16 protein-coding genes and 1 tRNA gene are annotated in these 22,761 nt (G+C 69.0%); 7 read left to right on the forward strand and 10 right to left on the reverse strand.

All coding sequences use genetic code 11. The features are described 5' to 3' along the window. Positions 1-2: 2 nt before the first annotated feature. Positions 3-929: a LysR family transcriptional regulator gene (locus J7I44_RS10820; protein ID WP_209620282.1), complete on the reverse strand. Its 927-nt coding sequence runs from the start codon at positions 927-929 to the stop codon at positions 3-5. Between the two features lie 117 nt (positions 930-1,046). Between J7I44_RS10820 and J7I44_RS10825 the strand changes: the two genes are divergently transcribed. The 3 genes from J7I44_RS10825 to J7I44_RS10835 all read left to right on the forward strand — a co-directional run bounded on the left by J7I44_RS10825 (position 1,047) and on the right by J7I44_RS10835 (position 3,733). Continuing rightward, positions 1,047-2,039, forward strand: coding sequence for an aldo/keto reductase (locus tag J7I44_RS10825; RefSeq protein ID WP_209620285.1), 993 nt, complete (start codon positions 1,047-1,049; stop codon positions 2,037-2,039). A 175-nt stretch (positions 2,040-2,214) separates the two neighbouring features. Continuing rightward, a complete protein-coding gene (queF, locus tag J7I44_RS10830) occupies positions 2,215-3,039 on the forward strand; it encodes an NADPH-dependent 7-cyano-7-deazaguanine reductase QueF (protein WP_209620288.1) in 825 nt (274 codons plus the stop codon). Positions 3,040-3,139: 100 nt separating this feature from the next. Continuing rightward, positions 3,140-3,733: a hypothetical protein gene (locus J7I44_RS10835; protein WP_209620291.1), complete on the forward strand. Its 594-nt coding sequence runs from the start codon at positions 3,140-3,142 to the stop codon at positions 3,731-3,733. A 133-nt stretch (positions 3,734-3,866) separates the two neighbouring features. On the opposite strand, the gene J7I44_RS10840 is transcribed toward J7I44_RS10835, so the two are convergent. Continuing rightward, complete coding sequence (locus J7I44_RS10840) at positions 3,867-4,313, reverse strand: PA2169 family four-helix-bundle protein (protein WP_209620294.1); 447 nt, start codon at positions 4,311-4,313, stop codon at positions 3,867-3,869. Between the two features lie 147 nt (positions 4,314-4,460). Here J7I44_RS10840 and J7I44_RS10845 point away from each other — a divergent pair, with 147 nt between their 5' ends. Then, a complete protein-coding gene (locus J7I44_RS10845) occupies positions 4,461-5,009 on the forward strand; it encodes a DUF488 domain-containing protein (RefSeq protein WP_209620298.1) in 549 nt (182 codons plus the stop codon). Here the strand turns inward: J7I44_RS10845 and J7I44_RS10850 are convergent. Together J7I44_RS10850 and J7I44_RS10855 are read right to left on the reverse strand one after the other, a co-directional pair. After that, the gene (locus J7I44_RS10850) at positions 5,006-5,959 is read right to left on the reverse strand and encodes an alpha/beta hydrolase (RefSeq protein ID WP_209620302.1); all 954 of its coding nucleotides are present in this window, start codon (positions 5,957-5,959) and stop codon (positions 5,006-5,008) included. The two genes, J7I44_RS10845 and J7I44_RS10850, sit on opposite strands and share 4 nt — an antisense overlap. A gap of 18 nt (positions 5,960-5,977) precedes the next feature. Further along, positions 5,978-6,652, reverse strand: a complete 675-nt coding sequence (locus tag J7I44_RS10855) for a hypothetical protein (protein WP_209620305.1) — start codon at positions 6,650-6,652, stop codon at positions 5,978-5,980. Between the two features lie 193 nt (positions 6,653-6,845). Here J7I44_RS10855 and ompR point away from each other — a divergent pair, with 193 nt between their 5' ends. From ompR to J7I44_RS10870, 3 genes are all read left to right on the forward strand, one after another. Further along, positions 6,846-7,562: an osmolarity response regulator transcription factor OmpR gene (ompR, locus tag J7I44_RS10860; protein ID WP_209620308.1), complete on the forward strand. Its 717-nt coding sequence runs from the start codon at positions 6,846-6,848 to the stop codon at positions 7,560-7,562. Further along, the gene (locus tag J7I44_RS10865) at positions 7,559-8,848 is read left to right on the forward strand and encodes an ATP-binding protein (RefSeq protein WP_209620311.1); all 1,290 of its coding nucleotides are present in this window, start codon (positions 7,559-7,561) and stop codon (positions 8,846-8,848) included. The genes ompR and J7I44_RS10865 overlap by 4 nt, the downstream gene beginning before the upstream one ends. Positions 8,849-9,200: 352 nt before the next feature. Further along, complete coding sequence (locus J7I44_RS10870; protein WP_209620314.1) at positions 9,201-11,399, forward strand: ATP-binding protein; 2,199 nt, start codon at positions 9,201-9,203, stop codon at positions 11,397-11,399. Positions 11,400-11,456: 57 nt separating this feature from the next. Here J7I44_RS10870 and J7I44_RS10875 read toward each other — a convergent pair whose 3' ends face one another. From J7I44_RS10875 to J7I44_RS10900, 6 genes are all read right to left on the reverse strand, one after another. After that, complete coding sequence (locus J7I44_RS10875) at positions 11,457-14,747, reverse strand: PAS domain S-box protein (RefSeq protein ID WP_209620317.1); 3,291 nt, start codon at positions 14,745-14,747, stop codon at positions 11,457-11,459. A gap of 413 nt (positions 14,748-15,160) precedes the next feature. Further along, a tRNA-Arg gene (locus J7I44_RS10880) sits at positions 15,161-15,237 on the reverse strand. 285 nt (positions 15,238-15,522) lie between these two features. Further along, a complete protein-coding gene (locus J7I44_RS10885; protein ID WP_209620320.1) occupies positions 15,523-17,421 on the reverse strand; it encodes a M61 family metallopeptidase in 1,899 nt (632 codons plus the stop codon). 152 nt (positions 17,422-17,573) lie between these two features. Then, a complete protein-coding gene (locus tag J7I44_RS10890) occupies positions 17,574-19,472 on the reverse strand; it encodes a M61 family metallopeptidase (protein ID WP_209620322.1) in 1,899 nt (632 codons plus the stop codon). A gap of 212 nt (positions 19,473-19,684) precedes the next feature. Beyond that, positions 19,685-21,238: an amino acid permease gene (locus tag J7I44_RS10895; protein ID WP_209620325.1), complete on the reverse strand. Its 1,554-nt coding sequence runs from the start codon at positions 21,236-21,238 to the stop codon at positions 19,685-19,687. A gap of 229 nt (positions 21,239-21,467) precedes the next feature. Continuing rightward, entirely contained in the window at positions 21,468-22,760 is a 1,293-nt protein-coding gene (locus J7I44_RS10900; protein WP_209620328.1) for a sterol desaturase family protein, read from the reverse strand. Between the last annotated feature and the right edge of the window lies 1 nt (position 22,761).

The following is a 22,761-nucleotide window of genomic DNA, read 5'->3' on the forward strand; positions in this document are numbered from 1 at the left end:
CTTCAGGCGGCAGCGTTCTGGGCCGCGCGCCCGAACCGCAGCGCCGCACGCTCCACCAGCCAGTCGATGAACACCCGCAGGCGCGCCGGCATCTGCCGCTGCGGTGGATAGAGCACCGTCATCGGCAGTGCCGGCGGCCGGACATCCGGCAACAACTCGCACATGCGCCCGTCGGCCAGCTCGGCGGCGACGCGGTAATGCGAGAACTGCGCGATCCCCAGGCCCGCACGGCAGCACGCGAGATAGGCATCGGCGCCGTTCACGGTGATCCGCCCGGGCAACTGGATCTGGCGCCGACGCCGCCCCACCACGAACTCCAGCGGCTCGGGCCGGCGCGTGGTCGGCGAGGCCCAGTGCACGGCATAGTGCCCCTCCTGCAGATCGGCCAGCGTCTCCGGCTTGCCGTGCCGGCGCACGTAATCCGCGCTCGCCACGGTGATCTGTGGCAGCGTCGCGATGCGCCGGCCGACCATGCCGGTGTCGCCCGGATCGCCCACGCGCAGCGCGCAGTCCACGCCCTCGCGTACCAGGTCGACGTAGCGGTCGCCGGTGCCCACGTCCAGTTCGATCTGCGGAAAGCGCGCCAGGAACTCCGGCAAGGCGGGGATCACCAGCAGCCGCGCCAGCGCCGCCGACATATCCACGCGCAGCCGCCCGCGCGGCACGAGCATCGCCTCGCGGAAGTTCGTCTCCACCTCGTCCACATCGGCCAGCAGGCGCACGCAGTGCTGGTAGTAGGTCTTGCCCTCGCTGGTGACCCGCACGCGGCGGGTGGTCCGCTGCAGCAGCTGCGCGCCCAGCCGCGCTTCCAGCGCCTTGATGGTATGGGTGACGGTGGCGCGCGGCAGGCCCAGGTCATCGGCGGCGGCGGTGAAACTGCCCAGCTCCACGATGCGGGCGTAAAGCCGCATGGCATGCAGGCGATCCATTGTTGTTCCAGATGGAAAGGTGTTGCCGATTATTGGGTATTTATCGGAGCACTGCCCGAACGCACGATGCGCACACCTTCCACGGCGTAGCTTCGCCATCCCACCAGGAGTAGTCCCATGGAAATGCGCACGCTCGGCCGCAACGGCCCCCAGGTTTCCGCCCTCGGCCTCGGCTGCATGGGCATGAGCGACTTCTACGGCGCGCACGACGACGCCGAGTCGATCGCCACCATCGTGCACGCACTCGACCGCGGCCTCACGCTGCTGGACACCGCCGACATGTACGGCCCGCACACCAACGAGGTGCTGGTCGGCCGCGCGATCAAGGGTCGCCGCGAGCAGGCCTTCATCGCCACCAAGTTCGGCATCGTGCGCGATCCGGCGAACCCTTCCGCGCGCGGCGTCAATGGCCGCCCGGACTACGTGCGCGCGTCCTGCGAGGGCAGCTTGAAACGCCTTGGCACCGAGACGATCGACCTCTACTACCAGCACCGTGTCGATCCCAGCGTGCCGATCGAGGAGACCGTCGGCGCGATGGCCGACCTGGTGAAAGCGGGCAAGGTGCGCTACCTGGGCCTGTCCGAGGCCTCCGGCCAGACCCTGACGCGCGCCTGCACGGTGCACCCGATCGCCGCGCTGCAGAGCGAGTTCTCGCTGTGGACGCGCGACCCGGAGCAGAACGGCATGCTGGCCGCCTGCCGCCGGCTCGGTGTCAGCCTGGTCGCCTACTCGCCGCTGGGGCGCGGCTTCCTCACCGGTGCGATCCGCTCGCCGGACGACTTCGAGGCCGACGACTTCCGCCGCCACAACCCGCGTTTCCAGGGCGAGAACTTCGCCCGCAACCTGGCGCTGGTGGACGAGGTCAGGAAGCTGGCCGCGGACAAGGGCTGCTCGCCGGCGCAACTGGCGCTGGCCTGGGTCCTGGCGCAGGGCGAGGACGTGTTGGCCATCCCCGGCACCCGCCATCGCTCGCGGCTGGACGAGAACCTGGGCGCGCTGGACGTGAAGCTCTCCACCACCGAGCGTGCGGCGATCGATGCGGTGTTTCCGCCTCACGCCGCCGCCGGCGACCGCTATGCCGGCCCGTCGATGCAGATGGTCAACGCCTGACGATGTTTTGAAGCCCTCTCCCCTCCGGGGAGAGGGTTTGGGTGAGGGGCTGGGGCTCGCGGGGAAGCTTCCCCAAGGATCGGGTAGTAAAGAGGCAGCCTTCCCCGCAAGATCGCCCCCTCACCCCAGCCCTCTCCCCGGAGGGGAGAAGGAGCTAAAAGCTACACTTGCCGCCATGAGCACCCCCGAACACTCCCCCCTCGGCAAAACCACCGTCTACGCCGACCGCTACGACCCGTCCCTGTTGTTCCCGATCCCGCGCGAACAGAAGCGCATCGAGATCGGGGTGATCGAGCCGCTGCCCTTCGGCGGCGTGGACATCTGGAATGCCTATGAACTGTCCTGGCTCGACGCCCGCGGCAAACCGCAAGTGGCATTGGCCGAATTCCGCGTGCCGGCCGCCTCGCCCCACATCATCGAGTCCAAATCCTTCAAGCTGTATTTGAACGGCTTTTCGCAGGAAAAGATCGGCACTCCCGCCCTGCACGACACGCTGGTGCGTGATCTTTCCGCCGCCGCCGGCGCACCTGTCTCGGTCACGCTGAGCGCGCCGACCGCAGGCGGCCACGCGATCACCGACCTCTCCGGCGCACTCCTGGACGACCTGCCGCTCGACATCGACGACTACGGCCCGCCGAACGCTGGCTACCTGAGCGCCAACCACAACGCCACGCCGGTGGAAGAGACCCTGCTCTCGCACCTGCTGCGTTCGAACTGCCCGGTCACCGGGCAGCCGGATTGGGGCAGCGTGCAAATCGCCTACCGCGGCGCGCCGATCGACCACGCCGGGTTGCTGCGTTACCTGGTCTCCTTCCGCACGCACAACGAATTCCACGAGCAGTGCGTGGAGCGCATCTTCGTCGACCTGATGGCGCGTTGCGCGCCCGAACGGCTGGCCGTCTACGCGCGCTACACCCGACGCGGCGGGCTGGACATCAACCCGTTCCGCAGTACCGACCCGGCAGCAGAGCCAGCCAACCTGCGGGGCGCGCGCCAGTAGCACACAGGCGCGCGCCCGGTAATCGGCGCTTCAGATCGGCAGCGCTAGCCTTTTTCGAAAGGCCGCCCCTGCGGCCGACGAAGACCACGGGATACCCGCCATGAAGATCCAGACCCGCTCGCTCGCCCTGCACGGCATGGCCGTGGCCGGCCTGCTGTTGCTTGCCGCCTGCGGCAAGCACGAGAACGAAACGGCGACCACGCCGCCGGCCGCCAGCACCGTTCCTGCGCCGGCCGTGGCGCATACCGCGCCGGCGCCCGCCGCCTCGGCACCGCTCCCGGCCACCACGGGCACGGCTGCCGCGGCGGCGGCGTCCGGCACCAGCGCTGCCGTCACGCCGGCGACCACCGATGTGTTCAAGGTTGACCAGGTGCAGATGGGCGAGGCCGTCACCGCCGGCTACAAGATCGCCAAGCCGATGACTTCCTTCGACGCCTCGCAGAACACCATCTACGCCAGCGTCGCAACCACCGGCACGACGACCGGCGCCACCCTGAGCGCGCACTTCAGCTATCTGGAAGGCAAGGGCCAGGATGTGACGACGATCAGCCAGACGATCGCCACCGATGGGCCGGCGACCACCACCTTCAAGCTGCGCAACCCAAACGACTGGCCGGCCGGCAAGTACAAGGTGGAGATCGCCATCGACGGCAAGCCGGTGACAAGCGAGACGTTCGAGGTCAAAGCCGCCTGAGGCCGACAGATACGGCTCCTTGCATTCGCTCCCTCTCCCCGGTGGGGAGAGGAAGCAGATCGCCAGCCCGCTCAAGCCTCGCCGTAAGAGCGACCCTCACCCAGGCCGGCTCAGCGAAGCGCGAAGCCAACCCTCAGTGCGTGTTGTGCGCGGCCCGCTTCAGACCGCTCATCTGATCGTGGCCCGAGCGGACCGAGCGGAACGTGTCGGCGATCAGCGCTCGGATGGGCGGACTGACGTCACCGTCCTCCAGCGCATCCTCGAACTTGTGCTTGATGTGATCCTCGCCGCGTTCGACCTCGTCGATCACCGCGGTCTCGTCGTGCAGGCTTTTGCGCAGGTTGGTGAACATGCGGTGCGCGGACGCAAGCACGCTGCCGTCGTCCTCGGGCGTCCCGCCCAGCTCCTCGACCTTCTGCTGCAGGCGCGTCGCCACCAGGCGGCGTTCGCTGGCCCGTTCGCGGAAAGTGACGCTGAAACGCGGGCTCGGGGTTTCGCGCGCCGCCTCGGCATAACCTTCGGCGCTGTCGATGGTGGTTTCGATCAGGTCATTGAGTACGCGGATGTCGTGGTTCTGCATGGGAACAACTCCCGTCATCGAGTGGGGGGGGCGGCGGTCGATCAACGACGGGGACGCCGCAGGATCATCGTAAGTATTCGCGGCGATGGCCCCGTGAAGCGCGGCACCGTCGCGCGACAGCCACACGCGCGGGTGCATGCTTGGCCCATGCAGACGCCTGAATCGCTCCCGCCGGTCTTCGGCATCGGCCATTCCACGCATTCGCTGGAGGCGTTCGTCGCATTGCTGCAGGCGAACGCGATCGACTGCGTCGTCGACGTGCGGCGCCTGCCCGGCTCACGGCGATTCCCGCAGTTCGACGGGCCCGAACTGGCCGAATCGCTGCGGCCGCTGGGCATCGACTACCTGCACCTGACCCCGCTCGGCGGCCGGCGCGGCCGCAGCCTGCCGGCCGGGACCTCGCCCAACGGCTTCTGGCAGAACGCGAGCTTCCGCCGCTATGCCGACTACGCCATGGGCGAGGACTTCCACGCCGGTTTCGCGCAGCTGCTCGAGCTGTCCTCGCAGAAGCGCTGCACGCTGATGTGTGCCGAGGTGCTGTGGTGGCGCTGCCACCGCCGCATCATCATCGATTACCTGCTCGATGCCGGCCGCACCGCGTGTCACATCGACGGCCACGGCCGGGCCGACGCGGCGAAGATGACGCCGGCGGCCAGGCGCGCCGGCGATCACCTGGTCTATCCGCCCGAGCCCTAGCGCCGCCCGTTGAGCCGCCGCGCCACCACCGGATCGAGCGTGGCGAGGAAGGTCTCCACCTGCGCGGTGTAGTCGCCCGGCGCGCCCAACTGCTCGTTGATCTGCCGATGGGTAAGGTCCTCGCCCAGTACCTGCGTGCGCATGTGCAGGCCATTGGCCTTCGTCGCGAACTGACGCGCCTGCGGGCAGGACGCCTGCCGCCGCGTCGAACACACCGCCAGGAACGGCACACCGCGGGCCTTCAGCTGCTGCAGCGGCGAGGCCGCTCGCCAGTACGCCGGGTCGTCGCCGAACGCGGCGGCGTACAGCGGCAGGTGCGGGCCCTGCATGATCGCCACCACGTTCAGCGCGGCGCTGTCGAGCGACACGGTACCGAGCCACGGCAACGCGCCGCGGTCGTAGGCCAGCGCCGGCTCGGCCGCCAGCAATCCGACCAGGTGCGCACCGGCCGAGTGGCCCATCAGGATGAAACGGTCGCGGTCGGCGCCCCAGCCGGCGGCGCGTCCTTGCGCCATCGCCATCGCGCGCGCCACGTCGCGCGCCTGTTCGATCGGACGCGTGCCCGGCAGCATGCGGTAGTTGGCCGAGATCAGCACGAAACCGCGCGGCACCCAGCGGGCGACCTTGTTCTCGACCACGCTGCGCATCGCCTTGTCGCCGCGCGCCCAGCCACCGCCGTGCACCATGAAGATCACCGGCGCGCGGGTGGTGCCCTGCGCCGGCAGATAGACGTCCATCCGCTGCGCCGGGTCGCCGCCATAGGGCACGTCGCGCAGCACGCGCACGCCGGGCGGGATGGTCGCGGGAGTGGTATCCACGGCATCCAGGCCGGCCGCGGCGCGGCGCTGGGACAGGCGCTCGCGCAGGCTGCCGGCCGTTGCGGGCAGGCAGAGGGAGGCCAGCAACACCACCAGCAGGCCCGTGCGCAACGTCGCTTTCGTCGGTTTCATCGCGTTCGCTCCCTCAGGTCACTTGCAATCGAAGGTCTGGCCCTGCGCGTTGGTGCAGGTGCCGGTGTGACTGAGGCCTTCGCCGCGCGTAAGGCTGGTCTGGCCTTGGTAGCTGTTGCCGTTGGCGCCGGTGATCGTGCTGGCGTGGTCGAGCGTGCCGTCGGCACCGGTGGTGCTGCCCTGGAAGCTTCCCCGCGCGCCGCTGGCCAGGGTCTGCCGGCTCGCCATGCGCTCGCCGTCCGCGCTGCGCGTACGGCTGGCGCTCTGGCTGAAGCTGCCACCGGCCGCGCCCTGCCCGTTCACCGTGTAGCCGGCCTGCACCGCGCCATCCGGGCTTCGCTGCACGCTGCGCCCGCCCCGCACCGTTCCCCCGTCGGCCCCCTCGGCCACGACACCGCCCTGGCGGGTGATCGTACCGTCGCTGCTTTTCGTGGTGCGGTGGCCGCCCGCGATACGGCCGCCGGGTCCGGCCACGCCGCTGGCGCGCGTGTGGCCGAGGTTGCCCTCACCATCACGCGCGCTGCCGCCAACATGCCAGGCCTGCCGGGCTTCCGGGCCGTGGGCCAGGGTGCCGTGCACGCGGGCGGCGCCGCTGCCCGTGCGGCGGGCCGCCGCTCGGTGATGCACGCTGGCCGGGGATGGCGGGGCGACAAGCAGGCAGGCCAGACCGAGCGACACGATCGACAGGCGCATGGCGGATTCCTTTTCGTTCGAAGCGTCCGGGCTGGACGTGGGGCGATCCTCCACCCACCACGCGCCGCAGGTGTGTCCCGCATGCGCGCCGATGTGAACGGGTGTTGCCCCTGCCCGCTCCGGAAACATCCATTTACACATCCATCCGCCGCCCGCTTGCCGCCCGGGCAGCGCCACGCGATAGTCCGCGCCCATGGACCCGGCCCACATCCTGGTTGTCGACGACGATCTGCGCCTGCGCGACCTGCTGGAGCGCTACCTCGAGCAGCAGGGCCTGCGCGCGTCCGGCGCCGCCAACGCCGCCGGCATGCGTCGGGCGCTGGCGGCGCACCACGTCGACCTGATCGTGCTGGACCTGATGCTGCCCGACGCCGACGGACTGGAGCTGTGCCGCGTCCTTCGCGCCGAAGGCGTGGATACGCCGGTGATCATGCTCACCGCCAAGGGCGATGACGTCGACCGCATCGTCGGCCTGGAGCTGGGCGCGGACGATTACCTGCCCAAGCCATGCAACCCGCGCGAGCTGGTCGCGCGCATCCGCGCCGTATTGCGCCGGCGCCCGCGCGAGGCGATCGGCGCGCCGCAGGCCGAGCAGGCGGCGGTGTCGTTCGGGCGCTTCGTGTTTGATCCGGCCACGCGCCAGCTGCTCGACGGCCCGACGCCGGTGAAGCTCACCAGCGGCGAGTTCGCCGTGCTCGCCGCGCTGGTGGCCCACCCGTTCCGGACCTTGAGCCGCGAGCGCCTGATCGCGCTGGCGCGCGGGCGCGGCCACGAGGCGTTCGATCGCAGCATCGACGTGATGGTCTCGCGCCTGCGCCGCTGCCTGGAGGACGATCCGCGCCAGCCGCGCTGGCTGCAGACGGTGTGGGGCGAGGGCTACGTGTTCGTGCCCGACGGCGGCCGTGCATGAGGCGGGCGCCGTCGACCTTCGCCCTCGTGCTGGTACTGGTGGCCGCGGCGCTGCTGCTGGCGCTGGCGCTGTCGGGCGCCTTGCAGCGTCGGTTCGGGCGGCAGGTTGTCAGCGACAGCTATGGACGCCTGGCACTGGCCACTACGCTGGCCACCGACGAACTGGCCTCGCGCCGGCAGGATCCGGCCGCACGCCAGGTACTCGGCTCGCTGCGCCTGCTCGGCGTGCACGTGAGAGACGCCCAGCCGCCCGCGCCGAGCGTGCGCCGCATCGCACCGGCGCTGACCGCCGTGGCACGCACGGTCGGGACCGGGCTGGGCGATCCCTCGCGCGTGGTCGCCACGCAGACGCCCGATTCGCAGCTGTGGGTGCGCAGCGCGCACGACCCCTCACGCTGGATCGTCTTGCGCACGCCCAGCTACCGCCCTCGCCTGCTCGATTCCGCACTGCTGCTGAGCGTGCTCGCCGGCCTGATCGCGCTTGCTGCCGCCGGCCTGGCTGCCCGCCTGCTGACCCGTCCGCTCGAACGCCTCGCCACGCAGGCGCCGGCCCTGCTTGCGGGCGCCCCCACCGATGCCAGCCTCGACGGCAGCCCGCGCGAGGTGCGCCGCCTGGCCGATGCCATCGGCGATGCCGGCGAGCGCCTGCGTGCCGCCGCGCGCGAGCGCGAACTGATGCTCGCCGGGATCTCGCACGACCTGCGCACGCCGCTGGCGCGCCTGCGCCTGGCGTTGGAACTGGGCGACGCCGGCGACCCGGACCGCCGCGCTGCCATGGTCGCCGACCTGGAGGAACTCGACCGCGCCCTCGAACAGTGCCTGGCCTTCGTGCGTGAAGGCCGCGACGAAGCCGTGCAACCGACCGACCTCGCCACGCTCGCCGGCCAATTGCTTGCCCTGCGGCTGCACCCGGACGACTGGCAACTGGAAGGCCCGGCCGAACTCGTCGCCCCGGTGCGCGCCACCCTGTTGCGCCGTGCGCTGGGCAACCTGATGGACAACGCCGAGCGCTACGGCGCGCCGCCGTTTTCGGTGACGCTTGTCCGCGAGCGAAAAAGCCTGCACCTGCGCGTGGCCGACCACGGCGCAGGCGCACCGCCCGACCTGCTTGCGCGACTCGGCCAGCCGTTCGTGCGCGGCGATGCGGCCCGTGGCGGCGGCGGCAGCGGCCTGGGCCTTTCCATCGCCGCCCGCGCGGCCCGTTTGCACGGCGGCGAACTGGCACTGGCCAATCGCCCCGGCGGCGGCTTCGAGGCCATCGTGCGCCTGCCCGCGCCAGCGCGCTGATGCGCCCTGCGCCCTCTGACTGGTCGCGCCGGGGCATGGCTTCGGCACCTCGGAGCAGCGCCCCGCCTCTCCCGGACGCCATTCCCGCGAAAGCGGAAATCCATCACGCATTGGCAGGCCGAAGCCGACATGGGTTCCCGCTTTCGCGGGAATGACGCCCGCTGCATCGGGCGGCCCGTTTCGATCCGGTTCGACGCCAATCAGCGGCAAGGGAAGCCTTTGCCATCATGGCGATACTCGCCGCAAACCCCGGGCCCTAGGAAACATTCCGGGGTCCGCCATTGCCCGCAACGCGTACAATGCGGCCAGCGGCATCGGCGCGCCGACGCCCGCCAAGCAGGGGGAACCACCTATGAATCCCGGGACCGCGGAAGCGCCTCCCAGCTCGCTGCGCGTTATCGCCCAGCGTTTGCGCGATGGCCGCCTGGCGCGGCTGGTCGCCAGTTATGGCGAATATCACGTCTCGGTACGCCGGGCCTTGCTGCTGGCCCTGACCCTCCTGTGGTGCCTGTATTGGCAATACCTGGCCGGCCCGTCCCACTCGAAAACCGTGCTGGCCGGCGAGGCCCTGCTACTGCGCCCGTGGGCCGGGCTGTTCTTCGCGCTCAGCCTGGCCTGGATGGGCGCGGTGCGGATGCGCGTGCTGCGCACCACCGAGCTGGTCGACGGCATCGGCGCGGCGATGAACGTGCTGGGCATCGGCGTGCTGCTCAGCCTGGCCTGGAACCTGTGCATCTCGATGATCACGCTGCTGCCGCTGGCGACCATCATGGTCGGCACGCGTTTCGGCCGGCGCATGTTCTTCGGCTTCATGGCCGGCTCGGTGCTGGTACTGGGCATCGCCGCGCCGCCGCACTATTGGATCGACCGCCCGGCCTTCATCCCGTTCGCGCTGGTGCTGCTGATCGGCCTGCCGCTGACGGTCTATCGCCTGCTCGGCACCATCTCGGCCATCTCGCAGTCGGCGCTGCGTTCGCGTGACGCGCAGAGCCGCTTCATCGCCACCATGAGCCACGAGTTGCGCACGCCGCTCAACACCGTGGTGCATGCCGCCTCGCTGATCGATACCGCCACGCTGGAGGCGTCCGACCGCCAGCTGATGCACGCCCTGCGCGCCAACGCCAGCGCGCTGTTGCAGCGGGTCAACGACGTGCTCGACGTGGCGGCGATCGACGCCGGCCGTCTGCACTTCGCGCGCGAGCCGTTCCTGGTCGCCAACGTGCTCGGCCAGGTGCGCGACGTGGTCGGCCCGCTCGCGCACCAACGTGGCGTGCGCCTGCGCACCGTGCAGGGCCGCGGCCTGGACGACGCCATGCTGGGCGATCCGGGCCGCATCGCGCAGGTGCTGATCAACCTGGGCACCAACGCGGTGAAGTTCACGCCGGCCGGCGGCGACGTCGCGATCGAACTTCGCCTGGCGGACAACGGCCTGATCCAGCCGCGCCTGCTGTGCACCGTCACCGATACCGGCAACGGCGTGCCGGACGAGATGAAGACGCGCATCTTCGAGCCGTTCTACCAGACCAGCGACGGCCTGGTGCGCCGCCACGACGGCACCGGCCTGGGGCTGCACATCGTGCGCAGCATCTGCCAGCAGATGGGTGGCCGCGTGGCAGTCGGCGACAATCCCGGCGGCGGCAGCATCTTCACCGCCGCCATGCCACTGGAGCGCGCCGCACCCGAGCAGGCCATCACCGAACCGCTGGACACCGTCACCGCACTGGACGCCCATCGCGCCCGTGTTCCGGCGCTCACCTGCCTGGTGGTCGACGACAACCGTTCCAGCCGCGATACCCTCGGCCACCTGCTGCGCCGCGCCGGCCACCGGGTGATCTTCGCCGGCAGCGGCGAGGAAGGCCTGCAGGCGATGGACGGTCCGCACCGCCCGCAACTGGTGCTGCTGGACATGCACATGCCCGACCTCTCCGGCCTGGACGTGCTTGCCCGCCATCGCCAGCGCCATCCGCACGACACCATGACCATCGCGGTGCTGAGCGCCGACTCCGACCCGGAAGCGATCGAGCAGGCCCTCGCCACCGGCGCCAACGCCTACCTCACCAAACCCGTCTCGATCGAACGCCTGCTCGGCTTGCTGCGTCAGGCCGGCAGCAGCGCACCGGCCGGCGCACCGGCGAGCGTCGCGCCCGTCCCATCCACCGCAGCCTACCCCGCCCCGCGCGCCGCCGAGAGCTCACTCGCCCTGATCTGCCGTATCGCTACCCCCGAGCAGCGCCGCACTTACCTGCAGAGCTGGCAGAGCGAACTGCAGAACGACAACGACGAACTGCTCGCCGCGTTGCGTGCACACGACCGCGGCGCTGTCGCCACGCGTCTGCATCGCATCCAGAACGCGTTCCTGGTCATGGGGCGCAGCGACGGCGCCCGCCTGTGTACACAGCTGCGCGAGGCGATGCGCCAGGATCGCGGCATCGCACCGGCACTGGGCGCGCTGCAAGCCGAACTGCAGGCCACCGCCAGGATGTTGCGCGAGCGGCTGGCCGATGCCGGGCCCGGCCGGCTGCATGCCACCGCCACGGTCCAGTCGGGCTAAGGCGGGCACTCACGCGGGGCGCCCTACGCGCGATGTCGCGGCCCGCGGCCCTGGATTTCAGCGCAACAGCAACGCCTCCAGGCTGGCCGCCAGGTCCGCCTTGCGGAACGGCTTGGTCAGCCGCGCCAGCTCGGGCGCCACATCGGCCACGTCGGTATAGCCGGAGATCACCAGCACCGGCAGAGCGGGCAACAGCGCCCGCAACTCATGTGCCAGCTCGGTCCCGCTGGTGCCGGGCATCAGGTGATCGGTGACCAGCAGGTCGGGACGCAGGCCGGCGTGGACGCTACGCAGGGCTTCCTCGGCGGAACCGGCCTGGACCACGGTGTAGCCGAGTTCGGCCAGCATCGCTGCAGTGCTGGCCCGTACCAGGTCCTCGTCGTCGACCAGCAGCGCCGTGTCGCTGGTCGACACGGGCTCCGCGGTCTCAGGCATGGCCTGCGACACGCCCGGCGGTTCACTGCTGATCGGCAACAACATCTGGACCTTGGTGCCCAGCCCGGGCGTGCTTTGCAGCAGCAGCGCGCCACCCAACTGGGAGGCCAGGCCATGTGCCATCGACAGGCCCAGGCCAGTGCCCTTGCCGAGCCCCTTGGTGGAGAAGAACGGCTCGATCGCGCGGGTCATCGTGGCCTCGTCCATGCCGGTGCCGGTGTCGGCCACCGACAGGCAGACGTAGGTAGCCAGCGGCAGGCGGGAGCGATGGCCCGGACCGATCTCCACGACGCTGGCGGCAAGCCGCAACGTGCCGCCTTCGGGCATCGCATCGCGTGCGTTGACGGCGAGGTTCAACAACGCCATTTCCAGCTGGTTGGGATCGGCGCGCGCAGCCGGCAGCGGTTCGTCCACTTGTACGGCGACATGGATCTGCGGTCCCAGCGTGCTGGCGATCAGGTCGGCCATGCCATGCAGCAGCTTGCCGATGTCGACCGCACAGGCCTTGAGTGGCTGGCGGCGGGCGAAGGCGAGCAGACGCTGCACCAGCATGCGGGCGCGCTCGGCGGACTTCAGCGCGCCGTCGATGAGGCGCTGTTCTCGCGGGCCACCGAGGCCGCGCTGCTGCAGCATGTCCAGCCCACCCAGGATGGGCGTGAGCAGGTTGTTGAAGTCGTGGGCGACGCCGCCGGTAAGCTGGCCCATCGCCTCGAGCTTCTGGCTTTGCCGCAGCGCTTCCTCGGCTTGCCGGCGCTCGGTCGTCTCCACCGCCTCAGGCATGATCCCGGTGACGACGCCGTTGGCATCGACCAGCGGCCGCATGGAGAAATCGAACCAGCGCCAGCCGTCGGCCAGATTCAGTCGCGCCTCACGACGGAGCCGATGCCCTTGCGCCGCAAGCGCGACCCATTCGCGCACCACCTCGGGCATGCCGGGCGTGCCGGTGAACCACGCGGTCTCCCACAGCGGCCGCCCAAGCACCTGCTCGCGCCGACAACCGATCGCCAACAACGCGGTGCGGTTGGCATCCATCACGATCCCCTCGGGCGACACCAGCCCCTGCAGCACATAGCTGGTCTCGAACGCCCCTCGCATGCGTGCCTGGTTGACGCGTAGCTCGTTCGTGCGTTCAGCGACCTGGTACTCGAGCGTGTCGTTGAGATCGCGCAAGGCCAGCTCCGCGCGCTTGCGCTCGGAGTCGTCCAGGAAGACGGCGGTCAGCTCGCTCGGACGGCCGTCGGCATCCCGGCTGAGCCGACCGCGGCCGTACAGCCAGCGGATCCGCCCATCAGGCAGCACGATGCGCTGTTCGGACTGGTAATACTCCTCGCCGCTGACCAGGAAAGCCTCGCGCTCGGCGATCAGCCGATCGAAATCGTCGGGATGACACTGCTCGCGAAAATCGTCCGCGGTCAGCTGCGTGGAGGGCGGGTGGCCCATCAACTGCGCGAATGCCGGCGAGTGGCTGACGATCGCCAGCGGTTTCACTCGCAGGGTGACTTCGGCCAACCGGCCGGCATCCATCGCCAGACGCAGCCGCTGCGCACTGGCACGCAGCGCGTCTTCGGCGGCCTTGCGTTCGGTGACGTCGCGCAACAGCACCTCGGTGGCAGGTTGCCCCTCCCAGGTGACCAGGCTGGCACTGCCCTCGACCGGCACCCGGGTGCCGTCGGCGCGCACCAGCACCAGCGTGGCTCGTTCGAGCCGCTGGCCGGACAGGATGCGGTCCATGTTCTGGAGCACCACCGGGCGGGCCTCCGGTTCGCAGAAGTCCAGCGGCGAGCGGCCGATCAGCTGCTGCGGACTGTCCATGCCATGCAACCGGGCGGCCGCCGCGTTGGCCCAGGCAAAGACATGGTTGCGGGTGATCAGGATCGCGTCGGGACTGAGCTCGGCGACCACGCGGAAGCGTGCGTCGCTTTCGCGCAGGGCACGCTCGGCGATCGCCCGCTGCACGGCATTCCAGGAACGCACGGCGGTGGCCTCGACCAGCGCGATCTCCGCTGACGACCAGTGTCGCGGCTGCCGCGCATTGACGTACAGCGACGCCTGCAATCGCCCGTCACGCACCAGCGGCACCGAGATGAAGGCGCGCGCGTCGATCGCGGCCCAGGTGGCCTGCTGCTGGGCCGAATCGCTGGCAATGTCATCGACGATCTCGGTGGCGCCACCACGCTGCCGCGCCACACTGGCGGCGCCGAAATCCTCCAGATGGAACGTGCCCAGAAGCGGCGCGACGCCGTCGGCGTAACAGGACTCGCAGACGATCGTCCGATCGTCGTCCTGCACCTCGCTGTAGCCGGCTCGTGAGGCGCCCAGCTGGCGGCCCAGCACGTCAACCGTCGCGTCCATGATCGCGCGCGGTTCGGCCAGCCCGCGCAGGGCCTCCTCCAGCCTCAGCAGAATGGCGTTGTGGCGTTCGGAGACCACTCGTCCGGTAGTTTCCAGTGCCACGCAGAGCACGCCTGCCGGGCGCCCCATTTCGTCGTACACCGGCGAGTAATCGACGTGGAAAAGCGCCTGCCGCGGGGGCCCACCGCGCGCAAGCGTCATCTCCATGTCGCGGTAGCTCAACGTCCCACCCGCCAGCACAGTGGCCTGCACACGAGCGTTGAGCTCGGCAGCCTCGGGCCAGACATCGAACGTACTCGCGCCGAGCGCCGCCGGGTGCCGGCTGCCGGCCAGCGCCGCGTAACCGTCGTTATAGAGCAGAATTCCCTGCTCGCCCCAGGACAACGCCATCGGCGAGGGCGCGCGCAACACGATGCCCAGCGCCACCCGCAGACTCGACGGCCAGCTCTCCAGTGGCCCCAGCGGCGACTGCGACCAGTCGCGCGCAGCGATCAGCGCACCGGTCTCACCGGCACCTGCCAGCTCGGCTGCAAGGGTTGCACAAGAATGTGGCTCGGGCACGCGCAGGCCTCCTGTCTGCCCGCCCGGTGGCATCGGCACGTCGGCACCCCAAGTTCCGGTCCGGCGCGACACAGATGGCCGCGGGCGCACCACCAGCATGGGACGCCGAACGTGCGTGCGCCGTTCACGCGCGGAGGCGTGAAAAACACAGGTGCGCGAGATTCGCCGGCAACGTGTCCTCTGCGGCTACCGGTCCAGCCCCCGCCAAACCGGCCAGGGCGCTCTTGCCGGTGACGTGGCTACCAACGGCGGCCTCCGCCTTTACCAGGATGGGCCGAAGTAATCGAGGACAAGCGGACGACGCGCAGCGGGTGCGATCAGGCGTCGGGCTTCGCTATCGAGGCGCCGCCGTCGTGGCCGCTGGCGATACGAATCGATTTCGCTGGCGCAAAGGTGTGTCGACGCAGGGAAAATGGCGCGCCCGGAGGGATTCGAACCCCCGACCAATGGCTTCGGAAGCCACTACTCTATCCGGCTGAGCTACGGGCGCGTGGTGTTTGCGAGGCCGCGCGGGATCAGGTGGATCCTCGGCGGACGGGCAGTATAGCGGAGTTGGGTGGGGAGGTTCATGGGGGGCCTCTTCCGTCGGGAGAGGAGCCCGAAGGGTGGGTTGGGTTCGGGCGAGGCGCGACATGTGCGCGCTGGCCGGACCCTCACCCCCACCCCTCTCCCGGAGGGAGAGGGGCTTTTGGTTTCTGGCATGGGTGAGGCCTGGGGCAAGCCTTGGCCCCTCACCCCAACCCTCTCCCCGGAGGGGAGAGGGAGCTGGCAGGCGTTACAGCGGCTTGATGAGGTCGGACAGGGTGTCCGGCTTGCTGTTGTCGCGGACCAGGTGCGGGTACTTCAGGCCGTCGTGGTAGTCGATGCGGACGGTCTTGTACTCGTCGAAGTTTTTCACCAGCAGTTCGACCGGCTGGCTCTTGTTCTTCGCCGCGGCCGTGACCGCATCCTTGACCGCGTCGGCCGAGTATTCCTTGCCGTTGACCGCGACGATGGTCATGGCGGGGGCGAGGCCGGCCTTGAAGGCGGGGCTGTCCCACAGCACGTCGCCGATGCCGCCGTCCTTGCCGATCGACAGGCCCAGCGAGTAGGTCAGGTCGGCCGCGTGGCGACGGGACTCCATCGCCTTGACGGCCTTGGACGGCTTGTCGGTGTAGACCAGCTTCCAGCCGTGCGAGGCGATGCCGCCGATCAGCGGGCCGTGGTCGTCAAGGCGCTTGCGCAGGTAGCTGGACCAGTCGAATGGCGCGATGTCGTTGAGCGTCTTGACCACGTCCTCGAAGGTGTAGGTGTTGACGCTCCAGTCGCCGTTGTTCATGCCGAAGAAGGCGCGCGCGAAATCGTCGATCTTCTTCTTGCCGCGGGTGAGCTCGCGCAGCTTGCCGTCGACGTCCAGCCAGATCATGGCACCGGCGGAGTAGTAGTCCTCGCTGGACTGGTAGTTGCGGTACGGCAGCGGGCTGCGCTGGGCGATGGTCGGGTCGTTGGTGGTGTCCTGCACGTTGCGCCAGCTGGCCAGGCCCGGACGGCCCTTGTCGTAGGTGGCGGCGACCAGGGCGAACATGTCCAGCGTCTCGTCCTTGTTCCACAGGCCCGCGCGCGCGGCAATGACATTGCCCCAGAACTGGGTCTGGCCCTCGTACACCCACAGCAGCGTGTCGCTCATCGGCACGTTGTAGTTGGGCGTGGTCAGGTCGGCGCCGCGGCGGTATTTGCCGTCCCAGGAGTGGTTGTACTCGTGCGAGAACAGGTCACGTGCGTAGACGTTCTTGTCCCACTCGGTGAAGTAGTCGGCCGGCAGGCCGTCCTCGCTGGAGCGGTGGTGCTCCAGGCCGATGCCGCTCATCTTTTCGGTGAGCGAGACCAGGAAGTCGTAGTGGTCGTAGTGGTGCGCGCCGTAAAGCTTGTACATCTGCTGGATCAGCTCGCGGTGCGGCTTGAGCTGCTCGGGCTTGATCTCCAGGTACTTCGGATCATCCGCCACCAGGTTCATGAACACCGGCACCTTGGCGCCCGGATCCAGGTCCACGCGCTTGAAGTACTTGCCGGCGAATACCGGCGAGTCGACCAGGTTGGTGTAGTCGATCGGCTTGTAGGTGACGGTGTTGCCGTCGGTGGAGGCCACCTCGAGCGCGGTGGCGGCCTTCCAGCCGTCCGGATAGGTGGCGGTGGCCTGCGACATGATGCGGTCGGTGTTGTAGCCGGCCGGGTACAGGCTCATCGCATCCCACTGCAGGTTGAGCATCTCGGGCGTCATCACGATGCGCCCCTGGCTCCTGTCCTGCGGCGAGAGGAACTGGAACGAGGCTTCGACTTCGGTCGCGCCCTGCGGCACGTCGACGTGGAAGGCATAGACGTTGAGCGGATCGCGTACCCACGGCAGCACCTTGCCGTTGGCCTTGACCACCAGACCGGCGAACTTGTCGATCGGCCCGGTCGGCGAGTGGTGACCGGGGATCCACTGCGGATAGAGCAGCGTCAGCGGGCCGGGCTGGGCCGGGATGGTCTCGTGCACCCGGAATACGCGGTGGGCGATGTCGGTCGCGTCGACGTTGATCTTGATCGTGCCGTTGAAGGGCACGTCGCGCGGCGGCGGCACGTCGGCGAAGGCGGGCACGGCTACCAGCGCGAAGGTGGCGGCCAGCAGGGCGGAAGTGAGGGGCTTGTTTTTCACGGAAGGAGCTCTCCGGTGGTGGTGCTCGAACTCACCGTTCGTCCTGGGCGTAGCGCAGCCAGAGACATGTGCCGCGCGCCGGTCCTTCGACTTCGGCCCTGCGGGCCTGCGCTCGGGACGAACGGTGAGGGTGGGATGGTTATCTGGCTGGTTTACTTGCGAGGAGCGGTGATCACGGTCAGCAGATCCTTGCCGTCGGCACGGACCAGGTGCGGGTATTTCAGGCCACCGTGGTAGTCCACCTTGATGGTGGTATAGACGTCCACGTTCTTGACCAGCAGCTCGACCGGCGCCTTGCTGGTCTGCGCGGCCTTGACGGCGTCCTTCAGCGCGTCGGGCGAGTAGTCCTTGCCGTTGACCGCGACGATGTCCAGGCCCGGCACCAGGCCGGCCTTGAACGCCGGGCCGTCCCACTGCACGTCGTAGATGTTGCCGCTCTTGGAGGCGGACAGGCCCAGCGACCAGGCCAGGTTGACGTTGTGGCGCATCGCTTCGCTGGCTTTGGTCTCGGCGTTGGGGGTGTCGGTGTAGACCAGCTTCCAGCCGCCGCGCTCGATGCCGTGTTCAGGGAGCTCGTCGCCGGTGTAATCGAGGCGCGTGCGCAGGAAGGTCTTCCAGTCGTACGGCTGCACCTGGTTGAGCGTGTCGACCACGTCCTCGAAGGTGTAGGTCTTGGTCACGTAGCTGCCGTCGTCCATGCCGAAGAAGTCACGGGCGAAGTCGTCCAGCGAGTGCTTGCCGTGGGAGAGCTGGCGGATCTGCGTGTCCACGTCCAGCCACAGCAGCTGGCCTTCTGGGTAGAAATCGGTACCGCGGCGATAGTTGCCCCAGCCACCGCCGCCGTAATAGGTCAGCGGCGCGGCGTCGGCGGTGTCCTGCAGCGAGCGCCAGGCACGGCCGGTACGCGCCGACATGGCCGCGGCGATGTTGGCCATCGCGTCGCGGTACTGCTCGGCCGTCCACATGCCCGAACGGGTGGTGAGCACACCGGCCCAGTAGTCGGTCAGGCCTTCGTAGACCCACAGCAGGTCGTCTTCCTCCACCGTGTTGAAGTCCGGCGCCCACAGCTTGGCCGGGCGGCGGAACTTGCCGCACCAGGAGTGCACGTACTCGTGCGGCATCAGGCTGGCCATCAGCGCGTAGGAGCTGTCGTCGGTCAACATGTCGGCCGGCAGGCGGTCGTCGCTGGACTGGTGGTGTTCCAGACCGAAGTGGCCGGTATGGTCGGACAGCGTGAGCAGGAAGTCGTAGTGCTCGTAGTGGTGCGCGCCGAACAGTTTGTCGGCCTGGTCGACCAGGTTGCGGTGCTGCTTGAGCTGGTCGGCGGAGAGCTTCACCTGATCGGCTTCGTCGGCCACCACGTTCAGATGCACCGGCACGTCGCCCTTGGGGTTCAGGTCCACACGATTGAAATGTTCGCCGGCGATCAGCGGCGAATCGACGAAATTATTGAAGCTGATCGGCTTGAACGTGGTGCTGGCACCGTTGCGCGCCTGCACTTCCATCGCGGTGGCGAACTGCCAGCCGGCGGGGAGCGTCACGGTTGGCTGGATCTGGATCTGCCGCGTGTAGTAGCCGGCCGGGTAGAAGGCGACCTGGTTGAACTCCACATCCACCAGGTTGGGCGTTGAGGAGGCGCTGGCGCCGAACATGCCGCCCTCGCCGGGCGAAAGGAACTGGAACTGGAGCTGCAGCGCGCTGGCGCCCTCGGGCACGGTCATGTGCAGCGTGTACATGTCGCGCAGGTCGCGGCGCCACGGCACGCGCTTGCCGTTGGCGGTGATGATCAGGCCGGCGAGATTGTCGATCGGGCCGGAGGGCGAGTGCTCGCCCGGAATCCATTGCGGGTAGTACAGCGTGAACGCGCCGGGCTTGGCCGGGATGGTCTCGTGCACGCGGAAAATCTTCTTCGGCGCGTCGGAGAGGTCCACCTTCAGCGTCAGCATGCCCGGATAGGGCTGGTCCACCGGCGGCGCCTTCTCCGCCAGCGCACCGGACGACAATGCCGCGCCCAGCGCGACCACCAACAGCTTCGAACGAACATTCTTCACGGACACTTCCCCTGACGGACAACGGCCACGCCAGGGGCGCGGATGGCGTCCCGATAACCAACGTGACAGCCATCCGATGGTAGGACGAAGGTCACGCCCCTCCCCCTGCCAGAGGTCACGGCGGACGCCGGCTTCTCGCCCCTAAATGCGGCACATACGCGAAGGCCCCCGCGTGCGCGGAGGCCTTCGGCAGCATCGGCGTTGGCGCGGCGTCAGCCGTTGGCCTTCTCGCGCCCCAGCTGGCTGTGGCGCATGCCATAGGCGAAGTAGATCACCAGGCCGATGCCCATCCAGATCAGGAAGCGCCAGATGGTGACCATGTCCAGGCCGCCGATCATGTGGAAGCGGCCGTCGGTGACCCAGGGCCAGCCGATGATCAGGAACAGCGAGAACACGATGCCCAGCGGAGCGAGCAGCCACAGCGCCGGGGTACGGAAGCGACGTTCCAGGTTGGGCTGGGTAATGCGAAGGATCAGCACCGAGGCGCAGATCACGATGAACGCCGACAGCGTACCGATGTTCACCAGTTCGGCCAGCTCGCGGATCGGCAGCAGGCCGGCGGCCAGCGCGGTGAAGATGCCCAGCAGCAGGGTCGGGCGGTACGGCGTGCCATATTTCGGATGCACCTTGGCGAACCAGCGCGGCAGCAGGCCGTCGCGGGCGAGCGCGAACCAGATGCGCGCGGCACCGAGCATGAAGGCGAACACCACCGAGGCGATGCCGCACACCGCGGCCAGGTCGATGATGCCGCTGACCCAGTGCAGGCCCCGCGCCTCGAACACGGCGCTGACCGGCGCCTGGCTGGCGAGGATCATCCCGGTGGTGCACTGGCCGGCTGCCTGCGTGGCATCCACGCAGCCGTTGTAGGGCACCATGCCGGTGAGGATCAGCGAGATCGCCAGGTACATCACCATCGAGATGCCCAGCGAGGCGATCACTGCCAGCGGCAGGTCGCGCTGCGGGTTCTTCGACTCCTCCGCCGCAGTGGTCAGCGTGTCGTAGCCGAACACGGCGAAGAACACGATGCTCGCCGCGGCCAGCACGCCGTCCCAGCCGTAGCGGGTGCCGCCGGTCGCGAGCGGATCGTGGATGAGGTCGGGGATGAAAGGGGTCCAGTTGGACGCATGCACGAAGAACGCGCCCACCACGATGACCACCAATACGCCGATCACCTTCATGGTCACCACGACGGTGTTGAAGCGCGCGCCGATCTCGGTGCGCATGATCTGGATCCAGGAAATGCCCAGCGCCACGATCACCGCGATGAGGTTGACCACCTTGCCGCTGTCCGGCTGTGCCGGGTCGTAGGCGCCCTGCAGCCAGACCGGCAGGTGCAAACCGGTGACCTGGATGATCAGCGATTGCAGGTAGTTGGATGTACCGGCCGCCACCACGCCGACGATCAGCGCGTATTCGACCAGCAGGTCCCAGCCGATGATCCATGCTGGCAACTCACCCAGCACGGCATAGCCGTAGGTGTAGGCGCTGCCGGTGACCGGGATCATGCCGGCGAACTCGGCGTAGGCCAGCGCGGCGCATGCGCTGCCGATGCCGGCGACCAGGAAGCTCAGGATGATCGCGGGGCCGGCATTGAGCGCCGCTTCATTGGGCGCCAGCACGAAGACGCCGACGCCGACGATGGCGCCCACGCCAATGGCGGTGAGCTGCCATACACCCATGGTGCGGCGGAAATCCTTCGATCCGCCAGCCTCGGACTGCAGTTGTTGAACCGACTTGCGGCGTACCAGCCTGGAAAGAAATCCCATCGGGTATCCCCTTGAAAACAAGCGCCGATCATAACGTGGAGCTTGCAAGTGGCTGCAACCCGTGGTTGGGTGGTGGCGTCCGTCGGGCCGTTCCGCACGCGCATCGACGGCATCGGCGGCGCCCCTTCCAACGCGGCAGCGGGGCCACGGCGACCTGCCAGGAATTCCGGAAAAGGTCGGCTTCCGGCGCCCCGAACGGGGGTTATCCGGGTTGCCTGCAAGTCCGGGGTCAGTGCCCCATGGTGCCAGCCGTATGGTCTTTCGCGCTCACCTCCGGCACCGAGGCAGACCGGCGCGCCGGCGCGACCCAGGGCAACGCCAGCGCGCAGATGCCGAAGACCACCAGCATCGCAACAACGACCCGGGGGTCGAGCTCGACCACGCCGAACCAGCGGCCGCTCGCCCATGGCACCAGCGCCGTGGCGAGCACGCGGAGCGCCTCGAACCAGCGCGCCGCGCGCCGCCCTTCCATCAGCGCACCGAGCACGGTGAGGCTGACGACCAGGTAGGCCGCGTAAGCCAGCAGCGTCGACAGGCTGGCCGTGGCACTGAGGGCGAGGAACTGCGTGGCCATACCCAGCAGCAGCGCGAACTGCAGCAGGCAGTAGAAGGTGAGCGCGCGGGACATGGCCGGGTCGAAGCGCTCGCGAGAGATGTCAAAGGCGGGCCTGGGGAAGCGCGCCGCCACGTCCGCCGGGCGCCAGCCAGGCGGCCTGAGCCAGACCTGCAGCTTGTCGCGCCAGCGCCGTGCGTGCCAGGCGTCTTTCGCCGCCGCCCAGTAGACCTCGACATTCGCCCACAACGGGTTCCAGCTGCGCAGCGGGGCGCGCGTGCCGTAGACCGGCGGGTCGCTGTCGTCCTCCTCCACGAACGTGCCGAACAGCCGGTCCCAGACGATCAGGATGCCGCCGTAGTTGCGATCGAGGTAGCGGTCGTTCACCGCATGATGCGCGCGATGGTTGGAGGGCGAGCAGAACACGCGGTCGAACCAGCCCAGTCGGCCGATCTGCTCGGTATGCACCCAGAACTGGTAGAGCAAGTCGATCAGCGCGACCACCACGAACACTTCGGTCGGAATGCCGGCCAGCGCCATCGGCAGGTAGAACAGCCAGCCCAGCAGTACACCGCTGCCGGTCTGGCGCAGTGCGGTGGAGAGGTTGTAGTGCTCGCTCTGGTGGTGCACCACATGCGCGGCCCAGAGGATGTTCACCTCGTGCCCCGCACGGTGCAGCCAGTAATAAAGGAAATCGTAGGCGAGCAGCGCGAGCACCCATACGACGATGCTGTCGGCCGGAAGCGTCAGCGGCGCCAGGTGCACGGCGACCCAAGCGTAGATGCCGATCGACAGCAACTTGCCGAATACGCCGGCGACCTGCGAGATCACGCCCAGCCCGATGCTGCTGATCGCGTCGTTCGTGCGGTAGGTCGGCCGGCCGCGCCAGCGCGCCACCAGCAGCTCCAGGCCGATCAGGGCGAAGAACACCGGTGTGGCCCAGGTGATGATCAGTTCCTGCACGTGCATG

Source organism: Frateuria flava (assembly GCF_017837635.1).
Taxonomy (GTDB): Bacteria; Pseudomonadota; Gammaproteobacteria; order Xanthomonadales; family Rhodanobacteraceae; genus Frateuria_A; species Frateuria_A flava.